We start from the raw sequence: 19,895 nt of genomic DNA, 5'->3' as shown, positions 1-19,895 counted from the left end.
CGATGACTTTCTTCCAGATGACCAAGACCGTCATAAAAAGTCTGTTCTCCCGCCCGTCAACGCTCATGTACCCGGCCAGACCGGCCAAGAAGACAAACCTCACCCGGGGCCATGTATCCATCAACCCGGCAGGGTGCATCACCTGCCGGTCCTGCCAGCGGAAATGCCCGACAGGGGCGATCTGCGTGGAAGTGAAGGAAAAGACCTGGCAGATCGACAATATGCGCTGCGTGGTCTGCTCTGCGTGCGTGGATGTCTGCCCCACCAAGTGCCTTACCATGGAGACCCAGTACCGTGCGCCCCTGACTGCCCGGGGCGGGAAAGAGATGTATACCGTGGCAGGGCCGAAGAAGAAGGAGCCGGTTGCTGAGAATAAGGAGTAATCCTTCTCTCCGCTCATTTTTGGGGTGTCTGATCACGTCGTGACATTTCCCACACCTTACGGGGTCACCCGGCTATATTTCGGGGCCTTGCTGGGCAGCGAAGTAAGTAATCCCCCTATTTCCACGTATGATATCGTTATGCAATTACGATGACCAATTCCCGGAAAAGTAATAGGGTGTAATCACCCTTGGGGAAGCAACAGCGACAGGGACTGCTGACTGCAGTGGAGAAGATTTTCATCAGAAATCCTGGACCGTGAAACCCCCGGGAGCAACTGAATACAGTCTCACGCGAAACTGAACGTCTCCGGTATCAGCGTCTGCAGGTCAACCGTCACCGCAAGCGCCGGTGTGGGATTCACGTTCATCTGCTTCTGGAACTTGGTCTGTGACTGCCAGGTCCCCGCATTGATCCCGAGCACGCCCCGGTACGTGGTTATGCCCTTGATGTGGACATGACCGGTATGCAGGATCTCGGGCAGGGGATCGATGATAAGCCGGTCGGTCTTGCTGGCGGCAATCGGGGTCCTGCGACCGTACGCGGGAGCAAGGTGGCGGCGCTGGAGCATCTCCTCCATCATAAGCCCGCTCTGGTCGTAGGATGCTCCCGGGATCAGGCCGATCATGTCGTCTATAGACCGTCCATGGTACATCAGGACACGGACACCCTGCAGGCGCACGAGCGCCGGGTTCTCGACGAGCACGCAGTTGGAGGGAAACCTCCGCGTGAACTGCTCGGGGAGGACCGGCTGCGGCTCTGCACCCCTTACCACATCGTGGTTACCGGGCGCGACGATGATCTTCATGCGGGAGGGAAGATTTCGCATCATTGTTGCAAACGCATCGTACTGTTCATAGATGTTCCTGATGGTCAGCTCCGTTTCCTGCCCCGGGTATATGCCGATACCGTCCACGAGATCGCCAGCAATGAGAAGATAGGAGTAATCGGAGTCCGAGAGCCAGTCCGCGAACTTGTTCCAGCATGTTTCAAGGAAAGTGTCGCTGCCCACGTGGACATCGGAGATGAACACGGCTTTTCCCGGCTGTTCGCTTTTAAACGGGGCGTTGTCGATCCGGATATCGGGGCGGTAGAGGATCTCGGCAAAAAAGAGCCTGCCATCGCTTGAGAGTTTTCCCTTGACCCCGATTACCTCGTCGGGAATGATCCGCTCGGCATCGGCAAAGGCCGGCCTGTCCTTGCGGAAGAGCACCGGAATGGTGCCTGAGGAGTCCTCGATCTCGGCGATTCGGTGGCCGTTTGTGGTGGTTTTCACCTCCACGACCATCCCGATGACCGTGCACTCCTCCTGCCGGTACCGGGTGTTCCTGATCAGTCCCTCTATAGGCATAGAGCCGGCCCTGCTCCGGATCATCCCACCGAGCCGGGCATACCGGTCCCGGAAATAATGGAGGTAGTCGCTTGTCCCGTTTATTGCGCCAGAGGTACCGGCGGAACCCGCGACCACTTCGACTTCGGGGTCGACAAGGAACCGGGTCCCGTCCCGGGTGGGTCGGATGCCCGGGATATGTTTTGCGGAGACGACAATCGCGTCCCTTGGTACCGAAGCGAGGATGCGCTCGATCAGATCCGGTTCGTTATTTTCCAGGATATAGCGGACCACCTCCGGGTGAACCTGCAGTTTGGTATCGAGGAACCGGTGGGTGATCTCCTGCGCATCCAACATACCAGATCATGGGCGGCCGGTAAAATATAGCCTGCCCTTCCTGCACGATTCCCCCCGCGGGAGCATGTGCGGCGTGCAGGTTGATATTGGAGGGCGGCGATATCTGGTACGGCCTCACCCGGATGGACTACGCACAATGTACGAGATTGCTTCCACGCTGGCGCTGGGATTTCTGATCGGGCTCACCGGGGCGCTCGCGCCCGGCCCCACGCTGGTAGCCACCATCAATGCCGCCCTTGCCGGGAACTGGACTGCGGGACTCAAGGTGTCCCTTGGGCACATCGTTGCGGAACTCGTTATCTTCCTGTTAATTATCCTCGGCCTCGCAAGCATGGCCGGTCCGTATACGACCGTTATTGCAGCGGTAGGCGGGATCGCTCTCGTGATCTTCGGCATCATGACCATTCTGGGAAGCAGGACCGCGACACTTGGTGCTGCGCCATCCCGTACCGTGTCCAGTCCCTACATGGCCGGGTTCCTGACCAGTGCAGCGAACCCCTTCTTCTGGATCTGGTGGCTCTCTGTCGGGAGTGCTCTCGTAATTAAAACCCTCGAGGGGGGCATCCTGCTCGCTTTCGTCTTCATGATCGGTCACTGGTGTGCCGATACCGGGTGGTTCACGTTTGTATCGACCGGCGTCTCCCGGGGAAAGACTGTTATTCCCGACACGACCTACCACCGGATCATGGCGGGCTGTGGGATCTTCCTCATCCTCTTTGGCCTCTATTACTTCTCGGGGGTCTTTGTTCCCCGTTGATCCGGCGCCCCATCATGGGTCCCAGTTTCGCGTACGCCCCCTTATCAGCACCCGTACGATGCCGCATGGTTAATGTGGAACAGGATTAACACTATACAGGCATTACAGGCTCGCTATGGCAGACAAGGAAAAATCCCGGGATATCCGCACGCTGATCGCACAGTTCAGGACCAGTGACAACTGGGTGGTCTCGCTTGCCCGCGACCTCCTATGGGTAGCCGGCGTTGTCGGCACCATCGCGCTCATCCTCTTCCTCGTCTGCGGCACGTGGCCCGCCGTGGTCACTATCGAGTCGGGAAGCATGACACCCAACATGAACATCGGCGACCTCGTGGTCGTGGTCCAGAAGGACCGGTACGGGGAGTTCATGACATGGGAGCAAGGGAAGCAGGCGAACGTCACCAGGTTCAACAGCTACGGTGACGTGATCATCTACAAGCCCAACGGGATGACCTCGGTCCACCCGATCATCCACCGGGCAGTAGCGTATGCCACAACCACCACCCCTCTGACCGAGATCCGTGGCAACCAGCTCAAGGAGAACTATACGGTCGCCCATGACGGGTACATCACGTGGGGTGACAATAATCCGATCCCGGACCAGTTCGCCTCATACGAGGGAATAGGTACACCGGAACCGGTAAAGGATGAGTGGATCGTGGGCAAGGCACTCTTTACCATCCCACTGGTCGGGTATCTCCCCCTTCACATCGTGGACGTGGTCATTGTTGTTGTCGTGATCATGATCCTCCACGAGCTCTATCTGCGGTCCCGCGAGAACAAGGGAACGGAAGAAACCGGCGGCAAACAGAAAAAGAAGGCCGGAAAGAAGAAAAATTAAGGAAAACTCAGATGGAATTGGACCGGCCCATGGCAGAAGTTAAAGGAAGAGAGATGATGCAGGAACACGGGCCATGACCACGATACAAGAACTTCTCGCGGATGTGCTCAGTGGCCACCGGCTTACGGAAGGCGAAGCAGAACTCCTGCTCAAAGCCCGGGGGAGGGACGTCTGGAATATCACTGCGGCCGCTGACGAAATGCGGGAGCGCCGGGCAGGGGATGTCGTCACGTATGTCAGGAACCAGAACCTGCATGTGACTAACATCTGCAAGAACCTCTGCGGGTTCTGCGGCTTTGGCAGGAAGACGACCGATCCCGGGGCGTACTGCCATGACAAAGACGGGATCCAGGCGCAGGCCCGGCTTGCGTACGAGCGGAAGGTGACAGAAATCTGTCTCCTCTCCGGGGTCCACCCCGCGTTCACCATCGATACCTTCGTTGATCTGATCCACTGGGTGCATGCAGCGGCACCTGGTGTCCATATCCATGCATTCAGCCCCGACGAGGTAGCCTTTGTGGCAAAGAAACTGCACTGCCCCACAACGGACGTGCTTGCCCGGTTGAAAGACGAGGGGCTCGGGACCATCCAGGGCACGGCAGCGGAGATCCTTGTCGATTCCGTCAGGGAAGTGATCTGCCCCCGCAAAGTGCCCACTGCCGACTGGGTTCGGATCATTAAGGAGGCGCACAGGATGGGCCTGAAGTCCACGGCGACCATCATGTACGGCTCGTACGAGTCACCGGCGGACCAGGCTGAGCACCTGGGACTCCTGAGAGATCTCCAGGATGATACGCACGGGTTCACGGAGCTGGTAACCCTGCCGTTTGTCCACACAAACACCCCGCTCTTCCAGCAGGGTATTGCCCGGGCCGGGCCCACCGGGCGCGAGGACCTCCTGATGATTGCGGTGTCCCGGCTGTTCCTTGATAACTTTGACAATATCCAGGTAGCGTGGGGAAAAGTCGGGCTGAAGATGACCCAGCTGGCCCTTCTTTCGGGGGCCAATGATCTTGCGGGAACCATGTTCACGGATGATGTGACCGGCGACGCAGGGGCTGCGGGTTCCGATTACCTGGATCCCAAAGATATGGAACGTATCGTCACCGATCTTGTGCGAAAGCTCCGGCAGCGGAGTACGCTGTACGAGCTGATCTAAACACAGCTCAGTCCTGTGTGCACCTGTAAAAAGGGTTTGAATAAAAAGAAGACGAAACAGAGGCCGGATAATCAGAGCAGTTCCAGCGCCTGCCGGCCGGTCATACCGGTTTTAATCCCGCGTCCCATGGCGGAGCGGTTCGCTTCCTTTACGATACCCATGAGGATATCGTTCGTATCCACGATTGACGGCCCGAGCACCGGCCGCACTTTCACTGCCGGGTAGCTGAATGAGTCGAGGGCTGCCACATCGAACGCCCCGCATCCCACCATTCCTATATCGGTCTTGATTGCAACAAGATTTGCCGGGCCAAGGGGAACGACAAATCCGACCGCTTTCTTGTTATTCAGTTGAATATCTACCTGATGCATAGCTCCCACAGATATAGTTGACGCACAGGATTATAATCCTGCGGCATGCGGATTCCCCGGGTACGACACAGGGTTCGATAGCTTTACCTCATCTGCGGGGCTACACTGCGTAAGAGAACCGGGGGAGCAGTCATGGATCAGACACTCAGGCGGATACTGGACGATGCGAGGGCCGGCTACCGGCTGGGGGAAGAGGAGGCACTTGCTCTTTTCTCGACCCGGGACCGGCATGTCTGGGCAGTTGCTGCCGCCGCAGACGAGGTGCGGGAGAAACGGGTAGGCAATGACGTAACCTGGGTCCGGAACCAGAACATCAACGTCACCAACCTCTGCGTGAACGCCTGCGGCTTCTGTGGTTTCTCAAAGAAACCCGGGGACGAGGGGATCTACTTCCATGACAGGGAGGAGATCCAGAGGAAGGCCCGGATGGCAAAGGAACGGCAGGTCACGGAGATCTGCACGGTGAGCGGCCTTCACCCGGCCTTCACCGCACAATCCTATATCGACGTGTACCGCTGGATTCACGAGGCAGCCCCCGGAGTGCACCTCCATGCGAGTAATCCGATGGAAGTGGCCTACGCGGCCCGGAAGAGCAGGATGACGAGCGGGGAGGTGCTGGCGGCGATGAAGATGGCAGGGCTCGACTCGATGTGCGGGACTGCCGCCGAGATCCTCGTGGACACGGTCCGGGACCGGATCTGCAAAGAGAAGATCCCGACACAAGAGTGGATCCGCATCGTCCGTGAGGCCCATACGATGGGGATCAAGACCACGGCAACCATCATGTACGGGCATTGCGAGACCGATACGGATATTGTGGCGCACCTTGCGATCCTGCGGAAGATCCAGGATGAGACACAGGGGTTTACTGAGTTTGTCCCTCTCTCATTCATCCACATGAACACGCCGATCTTCCGGGCAGGCAAAGCCCGGGCAGGGGCTACGGGCAGGCAGGACCTCCTGATGGTCGCCGTAGCACGGCTCTTCCTCGACAACTTCCGGAACATCCAGGTGAGCTGGGTGAAGGAAGGGATCAAGATGGCCCAGCTTGGGCTGATTGCGGGTGCCAATGATCTCGGGGGCACGATGTTCGAGGAGAGCATCTCCAAGGGTGCGGGAGCCACAAATACCGACTACCTCGATCCTGCCGAGATGCAGCGGGTGGCAGAAGACATAGGCCGGCCCCTGCGCAGGCGCACGACGCTTTACGATCTCGTATAAATGGAAGGGCAGGAATACGTGCGATCATGAGGAGAAAAGACCGGGAGATCACGGGCCGGGCAGAGATGGAAGCGATTCTTGCAGAGGCACCGGTCTGCCGGGTGGCAATGGCTGACGAGGGAGAGCCCTATGTTGTCCCTCTCTGTTTCGGTTACGAGGATAATGCAATCTATTTCCACTCCGCGAGGGAGGGAAAGAAGATCGCCATGCTCGCACAGAACCCGCGCTGCTGCGTCGAGGTGGATATCTGCGGCGGCCCCCTTCCGGACAAAAATCCCTGCAGCTGGGAATTCCGGTACAAAAGTGTCGTCTGCACCGGGACTGCACGCATGCTGTCTGATCCAGAAGAGAAGAACCGGGCGCTCAACTGTATTATCCGGCATTACGGGGAGAACGACCACCAGTTCACGGAAAAGGAGCTGGAGCGGGTCTACGTCATCAAAATATCGATCGGGGAGATGACCGGGAAGAAGCACGGGTACTGACGGCGATTAAAAGCCGCCAGGAGATTCAATCATGGTGAGGCTTGAGAAGCCTCACGATACGGTCTCCGATCTTCCGGGCCCGCTTTAATGCCTCATCATCATTTAGTATGTCCCCTTCGTGGTACCCGGTCCCCTTCACCGACCCGAGAGACGAGAACTCATGGGTGGAGAGGAATCCTTCGATCGTCTGGACGGTCCGGCTTGCTCCCTTGTTGGCGTGCACGGCCACCGCGACTCCCTTCTTCCCTGCCAGTTTCCGGTCATGGTAGAGGGAGTACGTGCGGTCGATAAAGTTCTTCAGATGGCCGCTGACATCGTAATAATATGTTGGCGACCCGATGACGAGTACATCGCACTCCATGACCTTCGCGATGATCTCGTTCCAGTCATCGTTCTCGATGATGCACCACTTCTTCTCTTTGCACTTCTCGCAGCCAAGGCAGGGGTGGATCTTCATACCGGCCAGCGAGACGAACTCGGTCTTCACACCCCCGTCCTCGCAGCGCCTGAGGATCTCCCTGACAAGGATCGCAGTATTCCCGTTCCTCCGCATGCTTCCCGACAAACCCAGGACTTTCATAGGTTACCCTTACTGCATTATGGGCTGATGATGGTTTTGGTGACCGGGACAAGGCCGAGACCCCGGAACGCGGAGAGAATCTCTTGATTGGGATCCGTTCTTCGGGAGAGGAGGTGCGATGGGCATGTGCAGTCGCTGCACCCAAAGCGGGGGATGCCCGGGCCCCCGAGTGCCTCTGCGAGCCGGCACTCGAACCGGTTATCCTTTACCGCGTGGATTGTATACCTGAGCACAAAGTGGTTGTTTGTTGAAAGATAATCAACATGCCACGTCGGCGTCCTGTCTTTTCCTCTTGAGAGGGTAACATGGCGGAAGAGCCGGGCAAGGCCGCCGCTCCCGAGTGCTGAACCGATATAGATGTGCCAGCCGGCAGGGAACGGGACCGGACCGAGTGCGCCGATCCCGATCGTGCAGGTCGGGTTCTCAAAAATGAGGCAGTAAATTCCCTTATCCATACCCGCTCTTCATCAGGCCCTGAGCCGCGGCAATGCACCGGCTCCCGCCTTCATCCGTCGGATCCCCGTGGCCCGCGTATAAGCCCTCTACATCGAGCACCGAGAGACGGTCGAGCGACCGGGCCAGCTCGGTTCTGCTCCCGCCAGGGAAGTCGTACCTCCCGAAGTAGCCATCGGCAAAGACCGTGTCTCCTGATATGAGGACATGGTCAGCCTCCGACCAGAGGCAGATACTTCCCGGAGTATGGCCCGGGGTATGGATGACCAGGAGGTCACCTACCGTATCCCCATCTGCCAGTTTGATGTCGGGCAGGATTCCCGGCGATCGCGCCCCGAAATGCATCGAGAGGCTCCGGGCATCCTCGACAAGGCCGGCTGCATCGTTTGCATGAATGGCGACCTTGGCCTTGCACATGTGCGCGATCTCCTTTACCCGTGCAATATGATCGAAATGGCAGTGCGAGAGAACGATCGTCTCGATCTGTTCCTTGTACGGAGCCACTGCCATCGGCATCACCCCCGCGTCCACGAGCACGCTCCCGTAAAGGTACGCGTTGGCAAATGCCGATTCACCGGCAATCCACCTGACCTGCATGCACAATAATAAGGACTCCCGACAGATGTTTCTTATGGATTTGCTCATCCGCAGGTGCCGTAAGGGGCTTCCCCGGGAACTGGAGGCAGTGGCACGGGCGGAAGGAATGGAAACGGCACAGCTTGCCCGGGGCATCGCGGACGGACGGATCGTTGTTCCGCACAACCCTGGCCGGAAGCACAAGCCCTGCGCGATCGGCGAGGGATGCACGGTCAAGATCAATATCAATATCGGGACCTCGGGCTCCCGCTGCGATCCCGCGCTCGAGATGAAGAAGGCGCAGGCCGCGCTCGACAACGGCGCCGACGCGCTCATGGACCTCTCCACGGGAGGCGATCTTGTCGCAATCCGGAAAAAGATCCTGAAGCTCGATACCACGGTCGGTACGGTCCCCGTATACGAGGCAGTCCGCAGGGCGGGCAATGCCGGCGACGTGACCGCGGATCTGCTCTTTAAGGTCATACGGGAGCATTGCAAACAGGGCGTGGACTTCCTCACCCTCCACTGCGGCGTGAACCGGCAGGCGCTCGATGCGCTCAAGGCTGACCCCCGGCTGATGGGTGTCGTGAGCAGGGGGGGGTCGTTCCACTGCGCGATGATGATGCAGCGGGAGGAGGAGAACCCGCTCTATGCCGAGTACGACTACCTGCTGGAGATCTTGGCGGAGTATGACGTCACAGTCAGTCTCGGCGACGGGATGCGGCCCGGTTGTTTGCAGGACGCGGAGAAACTGGCGAAATCGGTGGAATACAATACCCTCGGCCTTCTGGCCAAGCGGGCGCAAGCCGCCGGTGTCCAGCGGATGATCGAGGGTCCCGGTCACATGCCCCTCGACCAGGTGGGCTACAATGTGCGGATGATCAAGGAGATCACCGATCACGCCCCGCTCTACCTGCTCGGCCCGCTCGTCACTGATATCGCGCCGGGCTATGACCACGTGGTCGCGGCGATCGGCGGGGCAACGGCCTGCCTGAACGGCGCCGACTTCCTCTGCATGGTCTCGCCGAGCGAACACCTCGCCCTCCCTGACGTTTCGGATATCATCGAAGGCACCCGGATCGCGAAGATCGCGGCGCATGTCGGCGATACCGTACGCAGGCCGGAAGGGTTCCGGATGGAACGCGAGGTGGAGATGGCGGAGGCCCGGCACAACCTCGACTGGGACGAACAGTTCCGGCTTGCTTTGTATGGGGAGCATGCCCGGAAGATCCACGAGCGGGATGGGGAGACGGATACCTGTTCGATGTGTGGGGACCTCTGTGCGGTCAAGATGGTGAATGAGCTGTTCGGGACTGGAGCGAAAAAGAAGGGGAAGAAGTAATTTTTTGATTTGGGTAATGCAGAATATTTTTTTATCAGATCTTAAATGTCCGATGGCAATCCGGACGCTCTCGGGAGCTTCATCCCCGCCGCTGTGGCATCCCCCGATTGCGATAACGCCCGAACAGGTAACTCCCGCAGCATCGCAAAGCGCAGGGGCGGTGCGGGGGGACAGGCACTGTCCCCTCCGTCAACCTGCGGCTGATTAAAAGGATAGAGCAGGGGAATTCTCCGCCCCGTTTGTTCATCGTGCGATCCCTATAGGTGATAAGATCGCCTCGTCCGAGAATGAGGTGAGGGTCACCTGCCTGCGACTGAAGTTCACGAAGTAGATCTCGTCATTGGCATCGTGGCACCACAAGGTGGCCGTGAACCGCTCGTTCCCGGAGTCCCGGGTCGCCCCTAGATCGGATGATCTGTCCCCCATGGATCAACCTCCAGCCCGTATTTCTGGATATCTGCCACTGTATCGTTGCTAAATGTGGCTATTTCTCTGCCCATAAAGGCATTCAGATCGCCAATACGCGGCTGAAATGGCCGTTTCCTGAAATCAGAGGGCGTCATTTCGCTGAAATGTTGTCTGCCGGACTCCCGGAGGGGGTAATCGGAGGCTGAAATGGGCTCTGTTGAATGCATCTCAGATTCCCTTCCCCTGGTACAGGTAGTGGGGGTTACCGGCATACCCCCCTTCACGGGTGCGCCGGGCCGGCACTCACTCTTTCTTCGTCTGCCCGGCAAGGGAATCTGCAATCTGCTCAATCGTGACCGGCAGGGATTTTGAAAAAAGTACCGACCAGCCGAACAGGAGGCAGTCGATGATCGCTGTCCCCGTGATCGTGACCTGCACGCTTCCCCGGGTCACGAAGGCGGCAAGCGCCCCGATGAGTGCCGCGTTCTGCGACCTGACCGGGACATGAAGCAGGGTGCTGTCCCGGGCAGCGATCTTCACCCGGCCCATATTCCCGGCAGCGATCTGCAATTCCCGGTCGCCAGCATAGCATAGTACGGTGAACGGCAGTTCCCGCAGGGTCACGCCAAGAGGATTTGCGTTCTGCACCCGGATCGCCACGTCCAGCTCAAGGGACGAGAGCGAGAGGGTCCGGAGCTTCACGTCTTCAAGGCTGACGACCGGTTCGTGCAGGACGGGCATTGTTAGGAAGTTCGACGAATGTGTTCATAATCCTGTCCATGCTCCGAATGATTTCCCCGCCCGTTGCACGTTGTCTTCCTGTAAAAATGGTGCAGTATTATTTCAGTTTCAGTATCCGGATCGCCAGCCACGCGGCATTGTCCCCGTTGTCCACGCCCACGCAGGCGACCGGCACGCCTTTTGGCATCTGGGCGATCGCGAGGAGTGCATCGAGCCCGTTCAGTGTCCCGCTGACAGGAACGCCGATGACGGGTTTATCGGTCTTTGAGGCGATCACGCCGGGCAGGGCGGCGGAAAGTCCCGCAATCGCGATAAAAACCTTCGCCTTACTGCCCTTTAGGTATGCATCGAGCTTATCGGGATCACGGTGGGCCGAGATGATCTGGGCGTCGTACGACACATTGTTCTCTTCAAGGACTTTGGTTACTTTGTCCGTGATCTTAGCGTCAGAAGCGGATCCTGAAATAACTGCAACGTCAGCCATACTAGCCATCCAAACATATATTGTGCTTATCCAGATATACTATGAGCAGATCCACATGGAAAAAGAACCACTCCTGATGCTGCCGGGCCCGGTGCCGATGCCGGAACGGGTCAGATTCGCGATGTCGCGTCAGGCAATAAACCACCGCAGCGCCGAGTTCGGCGCTGCATATGCCGACTGTGTTCGGGTACTGAAGACCACGTTTGGGACCGCAAACGATCTTTTTGTCATCAGCGGGTCCGGCACGGCCGGCATGGAAGCCGCGGTCGGAAATGTGGGAAAGGACAAGGAGATCGCCTGCCTCGTGAACGGTAAGTTCGGCGAGCGGCTCTTCAAGATCAGCCAGCGCTATGGCAAGGCGCACGAGATCAAGTCCGAGTGGGGCACCCCGCTCGATCTCGCGGCCCTTGAAGCGCAGCTCGAGAAAGGAGCAGAAGTCGTCACGCTCGTCCACAACGAGACCTCGGCGGGTATCAAAAACCCGGCGCAGGAAGTCGGCAGGCTCGCCCGGAAGCACGATGCGCTCTTCATCATGGACGGTATCACCTCCATCGGCGGCGATCTGGTCGAAGCCGACAAGTGGGGTGTTGATATCACCATCACCGGCTCTCAGAAGTGCCTTGCAGCACCCGCCGGCCTTGCGATGGTCTCGGTGAGCAACCGGGCATGGGAACGACTCACGAAGAACCCGCCCTATTACCTCGATCTTGCCGCATACCGGAAGAGCGCCGCAGGTACCCCGATGGAGACGCCATACACCCCTGCCGTGCCGCTCTTCCTCGCGCTTCGCGAGGCGTGCCTGATCATCGAGGAGGAAGGCCTCCCCGCACGGATCGCCCGCCACCAGAAGATGTCGCAGGCAGTCCAGGCAGCAGCAAAGGCATGGGGCCTCTCCCTCTTCCCGAAGACCGATACGCTGCACGGATATTCGACAACCGTGACGGCAGTGGAGTACCCCGCGGGAGTCAAGGACGCCGATATGAGGGGACACATCAAGAAGATGGGCATCATCATCGCGGGCGGCCAGGACCACCTGAACGGGAAGATCTTCCGGATCGGGAACATGGGCGCAGTGAGCGCACCCGAGATACTTGCCACCCTCGCCGCGACCCAGATCGCGCTGAAAAAGTCGGGATACACGCCAAAAGGCGACGGTGTCCTGGCAGCCGGCGAGGTGCTGGTATGAAGGTGGGCGTGGCCGATACCACCTTCTCACGCGTCAACATGGGAGCTGTTGCCATAGACGAGCTCAAAAAACATGCAAGTATTGCGATTGAACGGGTGACCGTGCCCGGTATCAAAGACCTGCCGGTAGCCTGCAAGAAACTGATCGAAGAGCGCAGGTGCGATATCGTGTTGGCGCTCGGCATGCCCGGGGGAAAAGACAAGGACCGGATGTGCGCCCACGAGGCCTCGCAGGGCCTTATCATGTGCCAGCTCATGACGAACACCCATATCATCGAAGTGTTCGTGCACGAGGACGAGGCAAAGGACGGCAAGGAGCTGGCATGGCTTGCCGAGCAGCGCACCCGGGAGCACGCGGTCAACGCGATCAAACTGGTGCTCCACCCAAAAGACCTGGAAAAGGAGGCTGGTACCGGCCAGCGGCAGGGATTTGCCGACGCCGGTCCAGCCCGCCGCTGACCGTTCGCTCATGACCGGGCGTACGGATTTATGACCATTCACAAGAGATGATCTGCTATGTGTGATACAAACCCGATAAAACTGGGATTCGTGGTCGCGGAGTTCAACCGCGACATCACGTACATGATGGAGATTGAAGGCCGCGAACATGCAGCATTCCTCGGCGCGGAAGTGACCGAGACCCTGTATGTCCCCGGGGCATACGACATGCCGCTTGCGATAAAGAAGATGCTGACTGGCGGCAAGGTGGACGCGGTCGTGACGATCGGCTGCGTTATCGAGGGATCGACCCAGCACGACGAGATCGTGGTCCAGCATGCGGCCCGGAAGATCATCGACCTCTCGCTTGAGTTCGGCAAGCCGGTCACGCTCGGCATATCAGGGCCCGGCATGACCCGGCTCGAAGCGAACGAGCGGATCGATTACGCGAAGCGGGCCGTTGAATCCGCCATCAAACTTGTCAAGCGATTGAAATGAAGTCCCTCTCGGCAAAGATCGCGGCCGTGGCACCATCCGCCACTATCGCCATCTCCGATAAGGCAAAAAAGATGGAGCGGGAAGGCATCGACGTCATCAGCATGTCGATCGGCGAGCCGGATTTCGATACCCCGAAACACATCACCGATGCCTGCATCGATGCCCTGAAGCGGGGGGAGACCCATTACGCCCCGAGCAACGGGATCCCCGAACTGCTCAGTGCGATCAGCGAGAAGATCAACCGCGAGAACGGCTTCCCCTGCACTCCCCAGCAGGTGATCGTTGCCTGCGGGGCAAAGGACGCGATCTATGAGGCGATGGAAGCCGTCCTGAATCCCGGAGACGAGACGATCCTGCTTACCCCGGCGTGGGTCTCTTATGAGCCCTGCGTCCAGATCGCAGGCGGGAAAGTTGTCAAGCACGCCGTCAACCAGAAGACGTTCCAGCTTGACGATTCGATCCTCGAATGGGTCACGGCAAAGACCAAGATGATCGTGGTCAACTCCCCGTCCAATCCCTCGGGGGCTGTCTTGGATAAGGGCTCGCTGAAGCTCGTGGCCGATCTCTGCCTGGACAAGGATATCTACGCGATGTCCGACGAGATTTATGAGAAACTGGTGTACGGGAAGGAACACATTTCGCTCGCGTCCATCGGGGACATGGCGCAGCGCACGATTACCATCAACGGTTTCTCGAAATCCTATGCAATGACCGGGTGGAGGCTTGGTTACGCGGTGGCCCCGGTCGAGATCATCAAAGCGATGTCCAAGGTTCAGCAGCACTCCATCAGTCAGGCCACGACCTTTGCTATGTTTGGCGGGGTCGCCGCGCTCAGGGGTGACCAGCTGTGCGTTGAGGAAATGCGGAAGGAGTTTGATCGGCGGCGGAAATACGTGATCTCCGAACTGAACGCGATGGGATACGAGACTGCACCCGCAGACGGGGCGTTCTATGCCTTCGTCAAAGTGGCGGGAGATGACACGGAGATTGCCACCCGCTGGCTTGAGAAGGCCCATGTGGCGGTTACCCCCGGCAGTGCGTTCGATGCGCCGGGATGGCTCAGGCTGTCTTACGCCACTTCGATGGAACGGTTAAAGGAAGCGATGGACCGGATCCGTAAGATCGACGCACATTAAAATATCTTTTTTTACTGCTTTTTCCACCAGATCTTCGCGAATGTGGAGTCCCCGGAGATCACAATCTCGTGCCCCACCTCCCGGATCAGCGGCGTGAGGTATTTTTTCACGACCTTCTGCTGCTCCGCGGACTGTGCATTGAACCGCTGGTTGAAGAAAGCACTCATCTCATCCCGAGAAGAGAACCGGTACTCCTTTGAGAGCGGCATCATCTCCACGTTAGCATAGATCCCCATCTGGTACAGGACATTGAAGAGACAGTCTGCCTTCGGGCCGGAATAATACAGGCTCCCGTGGAGGGGCTCCCAGAGATCCGCATACATCCGCTCCCAGAACGGCATGTCCACAAACCAGTAGAGGCAGACGAAACCTTTCGCCACAGAGTCCATCTTTTCGAGGGCTGCCTGGATATCTTCCATAGTCAATGAGAGAGAGGCGATCACGACGTCATAGGGACCGAAGAGATTCCGGGCTGGATCGACGTCCTCCCACTGTTTTTGTACGCAGCTGATGTTCGTGATCCTCTCACGTGCAGCCCGCTCCTGCATGATGGACACCATGCCGGAGCCGGGTTCGACAGCTGTAACGCTCTTCACCCTGGGTGCAAGCGGGATCGCGAGCGTGCCCGGCCCGGCGCCGATGTCCAGTACCCGTGAATCCCGGGTAACCGCGAGCCCGTTGAGAGTCATGCGGATGCGGGCATCGTACTCGCCACGGGAATTCGCATCATACCGCTCTGCATTCTCCCGCTTGTCCCAGTTGTGGGTTTTGTCCTCAGTAACTTTGGAGATTTCATGGTTGGCCTGGCGACACTTCCAGATCTCGTTCCAGTCGGGTTCGGCACATTCATGTCCGGGAGTGCGGCTCATCACACTGAGTATCCCTCTGGCCGGTAATAGTTGTTTTCCAAGAGGAATGGAGAGAAAACACTACCGGAACGGGATCTGTTCCTCTTTGAAAACCAGAAATGTCGCGAAAAAGAGGGGGAATTACCCCCCATCCGGGGAGGGGGAGTCCGGTCACTCGTGCCTGAGTGCATCGATGGGATTCAGGTTTGCCGCCCGCCAGGCCGGGTAAAGACCACAGGCAAGGCAGATCATGATCCCGAATCCCATGCCTTCGGCGACAGACAAGGCATTTGCAACCGTGAACAGGTGCTTGGTGGTGTTCAGGACCAGGGCGCTGATCGCATAGCCGGCCATGACACTCAGGACTCCCCCGATAGTGCTGCCGACGACCCCGATAATCGCAGCCTCGTAGATGAACATACTCATCACCTCTTTTTTCTGCGTGCCGATGCTCCGCATGATGCCGATCTCTTTAATCCGTTCAGTCACGGACATCATCATGACGTTGAAGATCGAGACGCCCGCGACAACCATGGAGATACCGCCAATAGCAGTGACGAATGTCGTTACCATACCAAATGTAGAATAAATGGTCGCCAGCGTTGCTTTGCTGTCCATCACGGTGACGATCTTCTGGTCCTTTCGCTTGTTGAGCTGATTCTCTATGGCGGTTTTCATGCCCGCTGTGTCACCATTCTTGACTTTCACGACAACTTCGTCGTAATCGGCATTCCGGTTATACGTATTTTCAAACCACTCTTTGGTAACGACAACGGCACTATCAGTGCTTATATCGAAACTCATGCCCCGCTCCTCAATAATCCCCGTGACCCTCAGCGTGCCCTTCTCGCCATCGGTACCGATCGAGATCCGGGATCCCACTTTGAGATTGTGATCTTTGGCAAAGGTGGGCCCAATGAGACAGCCGGAATTCCCGTTGTTGTAAACCCCGTCCTGGAGTTTCAGCAGGTCCGGGACGTCTTCTGAGGGAAGACCATAGATGACTGCTACAATGTCATCGCCACCGACACCGATCTTCATATGTTCGGCAGTCTGGTACACGGGTATTGCCACGTTCGGTGCAACGACCCGTTTGATCTGCTGGAAATTCTGGTCGGTGATCTTCAGGCTGTCGGAACTGCCTGCAGAACTGAAACCCTGCCCTCCCCCGCCACTATAGGGGGTAACAATTACGCTGTCACCGACAGAACTCAGGCTGTCGGCGACTGAGGCAACCAGGCTGTTACCTAAGATTCCCATGGATGCAATGGCAACCACGCCGATGACAATCCCCAGCATAGCGAGGGAAGATCGAAGCACGTTGATCCTGATATTCCGTTTCGCGATCTCCCAGAAGATCATGGGACGATCCTCCCGTCAGCAATGCGGATCGTCCGCCGCGAGTATTCAGCGATATGCGGATCATGGGTGACCATGATGATGGTGGTTCCTTTCCGGTTGAGCTCGGTCATCAGGTCCATGATACCGGCGCCGGTCTTTGAATCGAGGTTCCCGGTCGGTTCATCGCACAGAAGAATATCCGGATCATTAATGAGGGCCCGGGCGATCGCGACGCGCTGCTGCTGACCGCCGGAGAGCTCGGTGGGAGTATGGGTAAAGAGCGCATCGTCCAGCTGGACTGACCGGAGCACTTCCCTGCCTCTCTCCGGGTCCACGGCCCTCTGGGACTTGAGCATCATGGGGAACGTCACGTTCTCGATGATGTTGAGGAGGGGGAAGAGGTTGAAGTACTGGAAGATGAACCCGATCCGGTCCCTGCGGAGGCTCGTAAGTTCCGTGTCGGGCATATCCCCGATATGAGTTCCGCTGATGAAGATATCGCCGGTAGTCGGGGTATCGAGGCATCCCATCAGGTTGAGGAGTGTTGACTTCCCTGAGCCGGAGGGTCCCATCACCGAGATGAACTCCCCCCGGTCCACCTGGAACGAGACTCCGTCCAGTGCCGTTACGTCCCCGGCCGGGAGGGGGTACACCTTGGTCACGTCCCGGAAGAGCATGACCGGCTGGGTTTCCATGGGAGGGCTCACTGCTTTTTCTTCCTGAGGTAAACGAACCAGCCACCGATGAATACTACAAGGATAACGATACCGGCAATAACCGGGACCGTGGGGGGATCGCTGTTCTTCTGCTGGGTGAGCCCGGCCGAGGCGATATTCACGTCCTGGCTCGCATTGTAGATGTTACCGTCATCGTCCTTGTAGGAGAGCTGGATGGGAACGCTCGTCACTGCCGGATCTGCCGTGAACGTCACTTCAAAACTCCCGAAGTCATCGGGCTTGAGCGCCCCGACCACGTAGGTTTTGTAGGGGTCCTGCGGAACCGCGGGTGAGAGTGCAGAGACGGTTACCGTATTTGCGTTTTCAAGGCCTGCGTTGTTCACATCGCCGGTCACATGAATAACAGTCCCGTCATTCTTGACGAGGACATTGCTCATGACCGGGTTTGCCAGCATCTTGTCAGTTCCAAATGCGATCGGGATATTCAGGGTGACTGTGTGGGGATTGTTACCGTTGTCGTAGTTAAGGGTCAGGTCAAGGGTCGTCTCCTTATCCGGTGTCATGGATACATTCACCGGTATGCTTTCACCCTGGTCGAGGTCACCGATAAAGGTCCGTGATGGTATTGCGGTGATCCCGTCACCTGACACCTCCAGTACGACATTCCTGACATCATTTTTCCGGGGATTTGAGACCTTCAGGTAGATCGTCTTCTTCTTTCCGTGCGTGAAGGCATCCGGCTGGTCAACAACGGTCAGCTCCAGCGGCCGGTTATCGATCTCCACCGTAGCCCGGTAATAGAAGCTGTCGGCGTCCCGGAAGTTCATGGAGAACGTGGGGTAATACGTACCCTCAAGAGCATCCGCAGTGACGGAGAACACGAACGGCTGTGTCTGGAGCGGTCCGATGTTGGTAGTGCTGTCGTACTGTTTGCTGGTCATCTTGATATTCTGGTCCCCGAAGGAGGCGTGATTCACCACAGAGCTGATGTTGTTGTTGCTGTTGGTGACCGCTACATTGACCGTCCCGGTATCACCGGTGAAAAATGCCCCCGGATCGAATGTGATCGAGGAGATGTAGACTTTGCTCGCGGCAACAATGGATTCAGGCGTCTCGTACGCGCTTGCTGTTCCGAGGATGGCGCATAGTGATAGGAGTATGCAGGTGAAGATAACAATACGGCTGACTTTCATTTATTGTGCTCCGAGTTTGTAGATTAGGAAAATAACATATAATACGACAGGAATGCCAACACAGAGAGCCGCGTCCCGGGGTGATAATTTCCGCGCGTGCTTTATACCGAAGATCCAGATGTGGGCACTCCAGAGCAGGAAGACGATGGTAACGAGGCTCGTGATCTGGATGAACTCTGCCATGGCAGGATCGTGCATCATTGCGTTTGTGGCGTCCTGGACTACTTGGCCAAGTTGATCAGCGGAAACACCCGCAGTCGAAATTGCAGTTACATGGACTTTTGGCAGGTACTCAAGTGCTGCACCGAGGGTGATCACCGAACCGATCACCTGAGGAAGGAATCCGTATCCAATGAATTCCAGGGTCCTCCGGAACGACCCCTCTCCTTTAAAAGCCGACGAAATACCATAGATCAATCCTGCCCAGATGAGCCATAATATGAATGTGCCAATCAGGGCTCCCGCGAGGGCGGCGATCAGGATGATCGATTCAATCCCCGGCATCATCGTTGACATCATCCTTGCGGAGAGCTGTGCCATCAGTACTGCATAGATAGCACCCACGACTCCCGCAACAAGTACGATAAGGGCAGGTATCCTGAGATCTTCTTTACTGTTGACCTTTTCCTGGAAAAATGCATCCGGATTTATGAGAATGGACAATATGGAATTATTCATGGATTCTCCGTAAGAACGCATCTGGTTTTTCTCGTTTCCCGTATTTCCTGTCAGCTCTTTGAAAGTGCTGCACTAAAATTTTTCTGGTGAAATATGCGTCATTGGAATATAAGCTGCAGATTGAAGGTTGTTCCAGCGTTTTCGGCAGGGTTTTTTGTTACAATATTTCCCGACGCGCAGGATCTGCTGTGATTTTTTCAGCAAATTTCACTTATGTTGGTGCAGTATGGCGATAATTCTATGGATGGCTGTCTTAAAACCGAGATCATATCAGGTAGTTGCTGGGAATATCCCGGATTCAGAAGTTTCAGAATCCCGACTCTGTTATCCTGTGACCGATTTCGCCGAATGGCAATATTGGTCCTTCTGATAATATATTTGGCATAATTCTGAAATCCTTTCCTGATTTTCCCGA

24 protein-coding genes are annotated in these 19,895 nt (G+C 57.3%); 11 read left to right on the top strand and 13 right to left on the bottom strand.

What is annotated here, in order from left to right:
- Window positions 1-2 precede the first annotated feature (2 nt).
- Complete coding sequence (locus ABSE13_RS07645) at window positions 3-383, top strand: 4Fe-4S dicluster domain-containing protein (protein ID WP_424027919.1); 381 nt, start codon at window positions 3-5, stop codon at window positions 381-383.
- A 287-nt stretch (window positions 384-670) separates the two neighbouring features.
- On the opposite strand, the gene ABSE13_RS07640 is transcribed toward ABSE13_RS07645, so the two are convergent.
- On the bottom strand, window positions 671-2,068 hold the full coding sequence (locus ABSE13_RS07640; RefSeq protein ID WP_424027918.1) for a DNA-directed DNA polymerase II small subunit: 1,398 nt from the start codon (window positions 2,066-2,068) through the stop codon (window positions 671-673).
- 136 nt (window positions 2,069-2,204) lie between these two features.
- Here ABSE13_RS07640 and ABSE13_RS07635 point away from each other — a divergent pair, with 136 nt between their 5' ends.
- The 3 genes from ABSE13_RS07635 (at window position 2,205) to cofH (ABSE13_RS07625) (ending at window position 4,825) form a co-directional block, all read left to right on the top strand.
- The gene (locus tag ABSE13_RS07635; RefSeq protein ID WP_424027917.1) at window positions 2,205-2,825 is read left to right on the top strand and encodes a LysE family transporter; all 621 of its coding nucleotides are present in this window, start codon (window positions 2,205-2,207) and stop codon (window positions 2,823-2,825) included.
- Between the two features lie 115 nt (window positions 2,826-2,940).
- On the top strand, window positions 2,941-3,666 hold the full coding sequence (locus ABSE13_RS07630) for a signal peptidase I (protein WP_424027916.1): 726 nt from the start codon (window positions 2,941-2,943) through the stop codon (window positions 3,664-3,666).
- Window positions 3,667-3,739: 73 nt separating this feature from the next.
- Entirely contained in the window at window positions 3,740-4,825 is a 1,086-nt protein-coding gene (gene cofH, locus ABSE13_RS07625) for a 5-amino-6-(D-ribitylamino)uracil--L-tyrosine 4-hydroxyphenyl transferase CofH (protein ID WP_424027915.1), read from the top strand.
- Window positions 4,826-4,896: 71 nt separating this feature from the next.
- Here cofH (ABSE13_RS07625) and ABSE13_RS07620 read toward each other — a convergent pair whose 3' ends face one another.
- Window positions 4,897-5,196, bottom strand: a complete 300-nt coding sequence (locus ABSE13_RS07620; protein ID WP_424027914.1) for a YunC family protein — start codon at window positions 5,194-5,196, stop codon at window positions 4,897-4,899.
- Window positions 5,197-5,328: 132 nt separating this feature from the next.
- On the opposite strand from ABSE13_RS07620, the gene cofH (ABSE13_RS07615) reads away from it, so the two are divergent.
- Both cofH (ABSE13_RS07615) and ABSE13_RS07610 read left to right on the top strand, forming a co-directional pair.
- Complete coding sequence (cofH, locus tag ABSE13_RS07615; RefSeq protein WP_424027913.1) at window positions 5,329-6,417, top strand: 5-amino-6-(D-ribitylamino)uracil--L-tyrosine 4-hydroxyphenyl transferase CofH; 1,089 nt, start codon at window positions 5,329-5,331, stop codon at window positions 6,415-6,417.
- A gap of 26 nt (window positions 6,418-6,443) precedes the next feature.
- The gene (locus ABSE13_RS07610) at window positions 6,444-6,902 is read left to right on the top strand and encodes a pyridoxamine 5'-phosphate oxidase family protein (RefSeq protein WP_424027912.1); all 459 of its coding nucleotides are present in this window, start codon (window positions 6,444-6,446) and stop codon (window positions 6,900-6,902) included.
- A gap of 25 nt (window positions 6,903-6,927) precedes the next feature.
- On the opposite strand, the gene ABSE13_RS07605 is transcribed toward ABSE13_RS07610, so the two are convergent.
- From ABSE13_RS07605 to ABSE13_RS07595, 3 genes are read right to left on the bottom strand one after another with little or no spacing between them, the layout of a single operon-like run.
- Window positions 6,928-7,482: a flavodoxin family protein gene (locus tag ABSE13_RS07605; protein WP_424027911.1), complete on the bottom strand. Its 555-nt coding sequence runs from the start codon at window positions 7,480-7,482 to the stop codon at window positions 6,928-6,930.
- Between the two features lie 17 nt (window positions 7,483-7,499).
- A complete protein-coding gene (locus ABSE13_RS07600; RefSeq protein ID WP_424027910.1) occupies window positions 7,500-7,937 on the bottom strand; it encodes a GIY-YIG nuclease family protein in 438 nt (145 codons plus the stop codon).
- On the bottom strand, window positions 7,930-8,532 hold the full coding sequence (locus ABSE13_RS07595; protein ID WP_424027909.1) for an MBL fold metallo-hydrolase: 603 nt from the start codon (window positions 8,530-8,532) through the stop codon (window positions 7,930-7,932). Before ABSE13_RS07595 ends, ABSE13_RS07600 begins: the two co-directional genes overlap by 8 nt.
- A 25-nt stretch (window positions 8,533-8,557) precedes the next feature.
- Here ABSE13_RS07595 and thiC point away from each other — a divergent pair, with 25 nt between their 5' ends.
- Window positions 8,558-9,853 (top strand): phosphomethylpyrimidine synthase ThiC, encoded by a 1,296-nt coding sequence (thiC, locus tag ABSE13_RS07590; RefSeq protein ID WP_424027908.1) that lies wholly within the window; start codon window positions 8,558-8,560, stop codon window positions 9,851-9,853.
- Between the two features lie 243 nt (window positions 9,854-10,096).
- Here thiC and ABSE13_RS07585 read toward each other — a convergent pair whose 3' ends face one another.
- The 3 genes from ABSE13_RS07585 to ABSE13_RS07575 form a co-directional block, all read right to left on the bottom strand.
- A complete protein-coding gene (locus ABSE13_RS07585; protein WP_424027907.1) occupies window positions 10,097-10,279 on the bottom strand; it encodes a hypothetical protein in 183 nt (60 codons plus the stop codon).
- Window positions 10,280-10,564: 285 nt separating this feature from the next.
- The gene (locus ABSE13_RS07580) at window positions 10,565-11,002 is read right to left on the bottom strand and encodes an LEA type 2 family protein (RefSeq protein WP_424027906.1); all 438 of its coding nucleotides are present in this window, start codon (window positions 11,000-11,002) and stop codon (window positions 10,565-10,567) included.
- Window positions 11,003-11,099: 97 nt separating this feature from the next.
- Window positions 11,100-11,486: a 5-(carboxyamino)imidazole ribonucleotide mutase gene (locus tag ABSE13_RS07575; protein WP_424027905.1), complete on the bottom strand. Its 387-nt coding sequence runs from the start codon at window positions 11,484-11,486 to the stop codon at window positions 11,100-11,102.
- Window positions 11,487-11,541: 55 nt separating this feature from the next.
- On the opposite strand from ABSE13_RS07575, the gene ABSE13_RS07570 reads away from it, so the two are divergent.
- The 4 genes from ABSE13_RS07570 to ABSE13_RS07555 are packed head-to-tail and all read left to right on the top strand — an operon-like array spanning window position 11,542 to window position 14,743.
- Window positions 11,542-12,672 (top strand): pyridoxal-phosphate-dependent aminotransferase family protein, encoded by a 1,131-nt coding sequence (locus ABSE13_RS07570; RefSeq protein WP_424027904.1) that lies wholly within the window; start codon window positions 11,542-11,544, stop codon window positions 12,670-12,672.
- On the top strand, window positions 12,669-13,130 hold the full coding sequence (gene ribC, locus ABSE13_RS07565) for a riboflavin synthase (RefSeq protein WP_424027903.1): 462 nt from the start codon (window positions 12,669-12,671) through the stop codon (window positions 13,128-13,130). The genes ABSE13_RS07570 and ribC overlap by 4 nt, the downstream gene beginning before the upstream one ends.
- A 57-nt stretch (window positions 13,131-13,187) precedes the next feature.
- Window positions 13,188-13,607 (top strand): 6,7-dimethyl-8-ribityllumazine synthase, encoded by a 420-nt coding sequence (gene ribH, locus ABSE13_RS07560; RefSeq protein ID WP_424027902.1) that lies wholly within the window; start codon window positions 13,188-13,190, stop codon window positions 13,605-13,607.
- Window positions 13,604-14,743, top strand: a complete 1,140-nt coding sequence (locus tag ABSE13_RS07555; RefSeq protein WP_424027901.1) for a pyridoxal phosphate-dependent aminotransferase — start codon at window positions 13,604-13,606, stop codon at window positions 14,741-14,743. The genes ribH and ABSE13_RS07555 overlap by 4 nt, the downstream gene beginning before the upstream one ends.
- 11 nt (window positions 14,744-14,754) lie before the next feature.
- On the opposite strand, the gene ABSE13_RS07550 is transcribed toward ABSE13_RS07555, so the two are convergent.
- From ABSE13_RS07550 to ABSE13_RS07530, 5 genes are all read right to left on the bottom strand, one after another.
- Window positions 14,755-15,612, bottom strand: a complete 858-nt coding sequence (locus tag ABSE13_RS07550) for a class I SAM-dependent methyltransferase (protein WP_424027900.1) — start codon at window positions 15,610-15,612, stop codon at window positions 14,755-14,757.
- 150 nt (window positions 15,613-15,762) lie between these two features.
- Window positions 15,763-16,953 carry an ABC transporter permease gene (locus ABSE13_RS07545; RefSeq protein WP_424027899.1) on the bottom strand — a complete coding sequence of 397 codons (1,191 nt, stop codon included), beginning with the start codon at window positions 16,951-16,953 and terminating at the stop codon, window positions 15,763-15,765.
- Window positions 16,950-17,627 (bottom strand): ABC transporter ATP-binding protein, encoded by a 678-nt coding sequence (locus ABSE13_RS07540; protein WP_424027898.1) that lies wholly within the window; start codon window positions 17,625-17,627, stop codon window positions 16,950-16,952. Before ABSE13_RS07540 ends, ABSE13_RS07545 begins: the two co-directional genes overlap by 4 nt.
- Window positions 17,628-17,635: 8 nt before the next feature.
- A complete protein-coding gene (locus ABSE13_RS07535; protein WP_424027897.1) occupies window positions 17,636-18,802 on the bottom strand; it encodes a COG1361 S-layer family protein in 1,167 nt (388 codons plus the stop codon).
- On the bottom strand, window positions 18,803-19,480 hold the full coding sequence (locus tag ABSE13_RS07530; RefSeq protein ID WP_424027896.1) for a YIP1 family protein: 678 nt from the start codon (window positions 19,478-19,480) through the stop codon (window positions 18,803-18,805).
- Between the last annotated feature and the right edge of the window lie 415 nt (window positions 19,481-19,895).

It is taken from the genome of Methanoregula sp. (genome assembly GCF_049518935.1).
Classification (GTDB): domain Archaea; phylum Halobacteriota; class Methanomicrobia; order Methanomicrobiales; family Methanospirillaceae; genus Methanoregula.
This window is presented reverse-complemented; position numbering and strand designations above follow the sequence as displayed.

Bases quoted from the DNA above. Each gene is read 5' to 3' on its own strand.
- ABSE13_RS07645 (WP_424027919.1), top strand. From the start codon at position 3: ATGACTTTCTTCCAGATGACCAAGACCGTCATAAAAAGTCTGTTCTCC.
- ABSE13_RS07640 (WP_424027918.1), bottom strand. From the start codon at position 2,068: ATGTTGGATGCGCAGGAGATCACCCACCGGTTCCTCGATACCAAACTG.
- ABSE13_RS07635 (WP_424027917.1), top strand. From the start codon at position 2,205: ATGTACGAGATTGCTTCCACGCTGGCGCTGGGATTTCTGATCGGGCTC.
- ABSE13_RS07630 (WP_424027916.1), top strand. From the start codon at position 2,941: ATGGCAGACAAGGAAAAATCCCGGGATATCCGCACGCTGATCGCACAG.
- cofH (WP_424027915.1), top strand. From the start codon at position 3,740: ATGACCACGATACAAGAACTTCTCGCGGATGTGCTCAGTGGCCACCGG.
- ABSE13_RS07620 (WP_424027914.1), bottom strand. From the start codon at position 5,196: ATGCATCAGGTAGATATTCAACTGAATAACAAGAAAGCGGTCGGATTT.
- cofH (WP_424027913.1), top strand. From the start codon at position 5,329: ATGGATCAGACACTCAGGCGGATACTGGACGATGCGAGGGCCGGCTAC.
- ABSE13_RS07610 (WP_424027912.1), top strand. From the start codon at position 6,444: ATGAGGAGAAAAGACCGGGAGATCACGGGCCGGGCAGAGATGGAAGCG.
- ABSE13_RS07605 (WP_424027911.1), bottom strand. From the start codon at position 7,482: ATGAAAGTCCTGGGTTTGTCGGGAAGCATGCGGAGGAACGGGAATACT.
- ABSE13_RS07600 (WP_424027910.1), bottom strand. From the start codon at position 7,937: ATGGATAAGGGAATTTACTGCCTCATTTTTGAGAACCCGACCTGCACG.
- ABSE13_RS07595 (WP_424027909.1), bottom strand. From the start codon at position 8,532: ATGCAGGTCAGGTGGATTGCCGGTGAATCGGCATTTGCCAACGCGTAC.
- thiC (WP_424027908.1), top strand. From the start codon at position 8,558: ATGTTTCTTATGGATTTGCTCATCCGCAGGTGCCGTAAGGGGCTTCCC.
- ABSE13_RS07585 (WP_424027907.1), bottom strand. From the start codon at position 10,279: ATGGGGGACAGATCATCCGATCTAGGGGCGACCCGGGACTCCGGGAAC.
- ABSE13_RS07580 (WP_424027906.1), bottom strand. From the start codon at position 11,002: ATGCCCGTCCTGCACGAACCGGTCGTCAGCCTTGAAGACGTGAAGCTC.
- ABSE13_RS07575 (WP_424027905.1), bottom strand. From the start codon at position 11,486: ATGGCTGACGTTGCAGTTATTTCAGGATCCGCTTCTGACGCTAAGATC.
- ABSE13_RS07570 (WP_424027904.1), top strand. From the start codon at position 11,542: ATGGAAAAAGAACCACTCCTGATGCTGCCGGGCCCGGTGCCGATGCCG.
- ribC (WP_424027903.1), top strand. From the start codon at position 12,669: ATGAAGGTGGGCGTGGCCGATACCACCTTCTCACGCGTCAACATGGGA.
- ribH (WP_424027902.1), top strand. From the start codon at position 13,188: ATGTGTGATACAAACCCGATAAAACTGGGATTCGTGGTCGCGGAGTTC.
- ABSE13_RS07555 (WP_424027901.1), top strand. From the start codon at position 13,604: ATGAAGTCCCTCTCGGCAAAGATCGCGGCCGTGGCACCATCCGCCACT.
- ABSE13_RS07550 (WP_424027900.1), bottom strand. From the start codon at position 15,612: ATGAGCCGCACTCCCGGACATGAATGTGCCGAACCCGACTGGAACGAG.
- ABSE13_RS07545 (WP_424027899.1), bottom strand. From the start codon at position 16,953: ATGATCTTCTGGGAGATCGCGAAACGGAATATCAGGATCAACGTGCTT.
- ABSE13_RS07540 (WP_424027898.1), bottom strand. From the start codon at position 17,627: ATGGAAACCCAGCCGGTCATGCTCTTCCGGGACGTGACCAAGGTGTAC.
- ABSE13_RS07535 (WP_424027897.1), bottom strand. From the start codon at position 18,802: ATGAAAGTCAGCCGTATTGTTATCTTCACCTGCATACTCCTATCACTA.
- ABSE13_RS07530 (WP_424027896.1), bottom strand. From the start codon at position 19,480: ATGAATAATTCCATATTGTCCATTCTCATAAATCCGGATGCATTTTTC.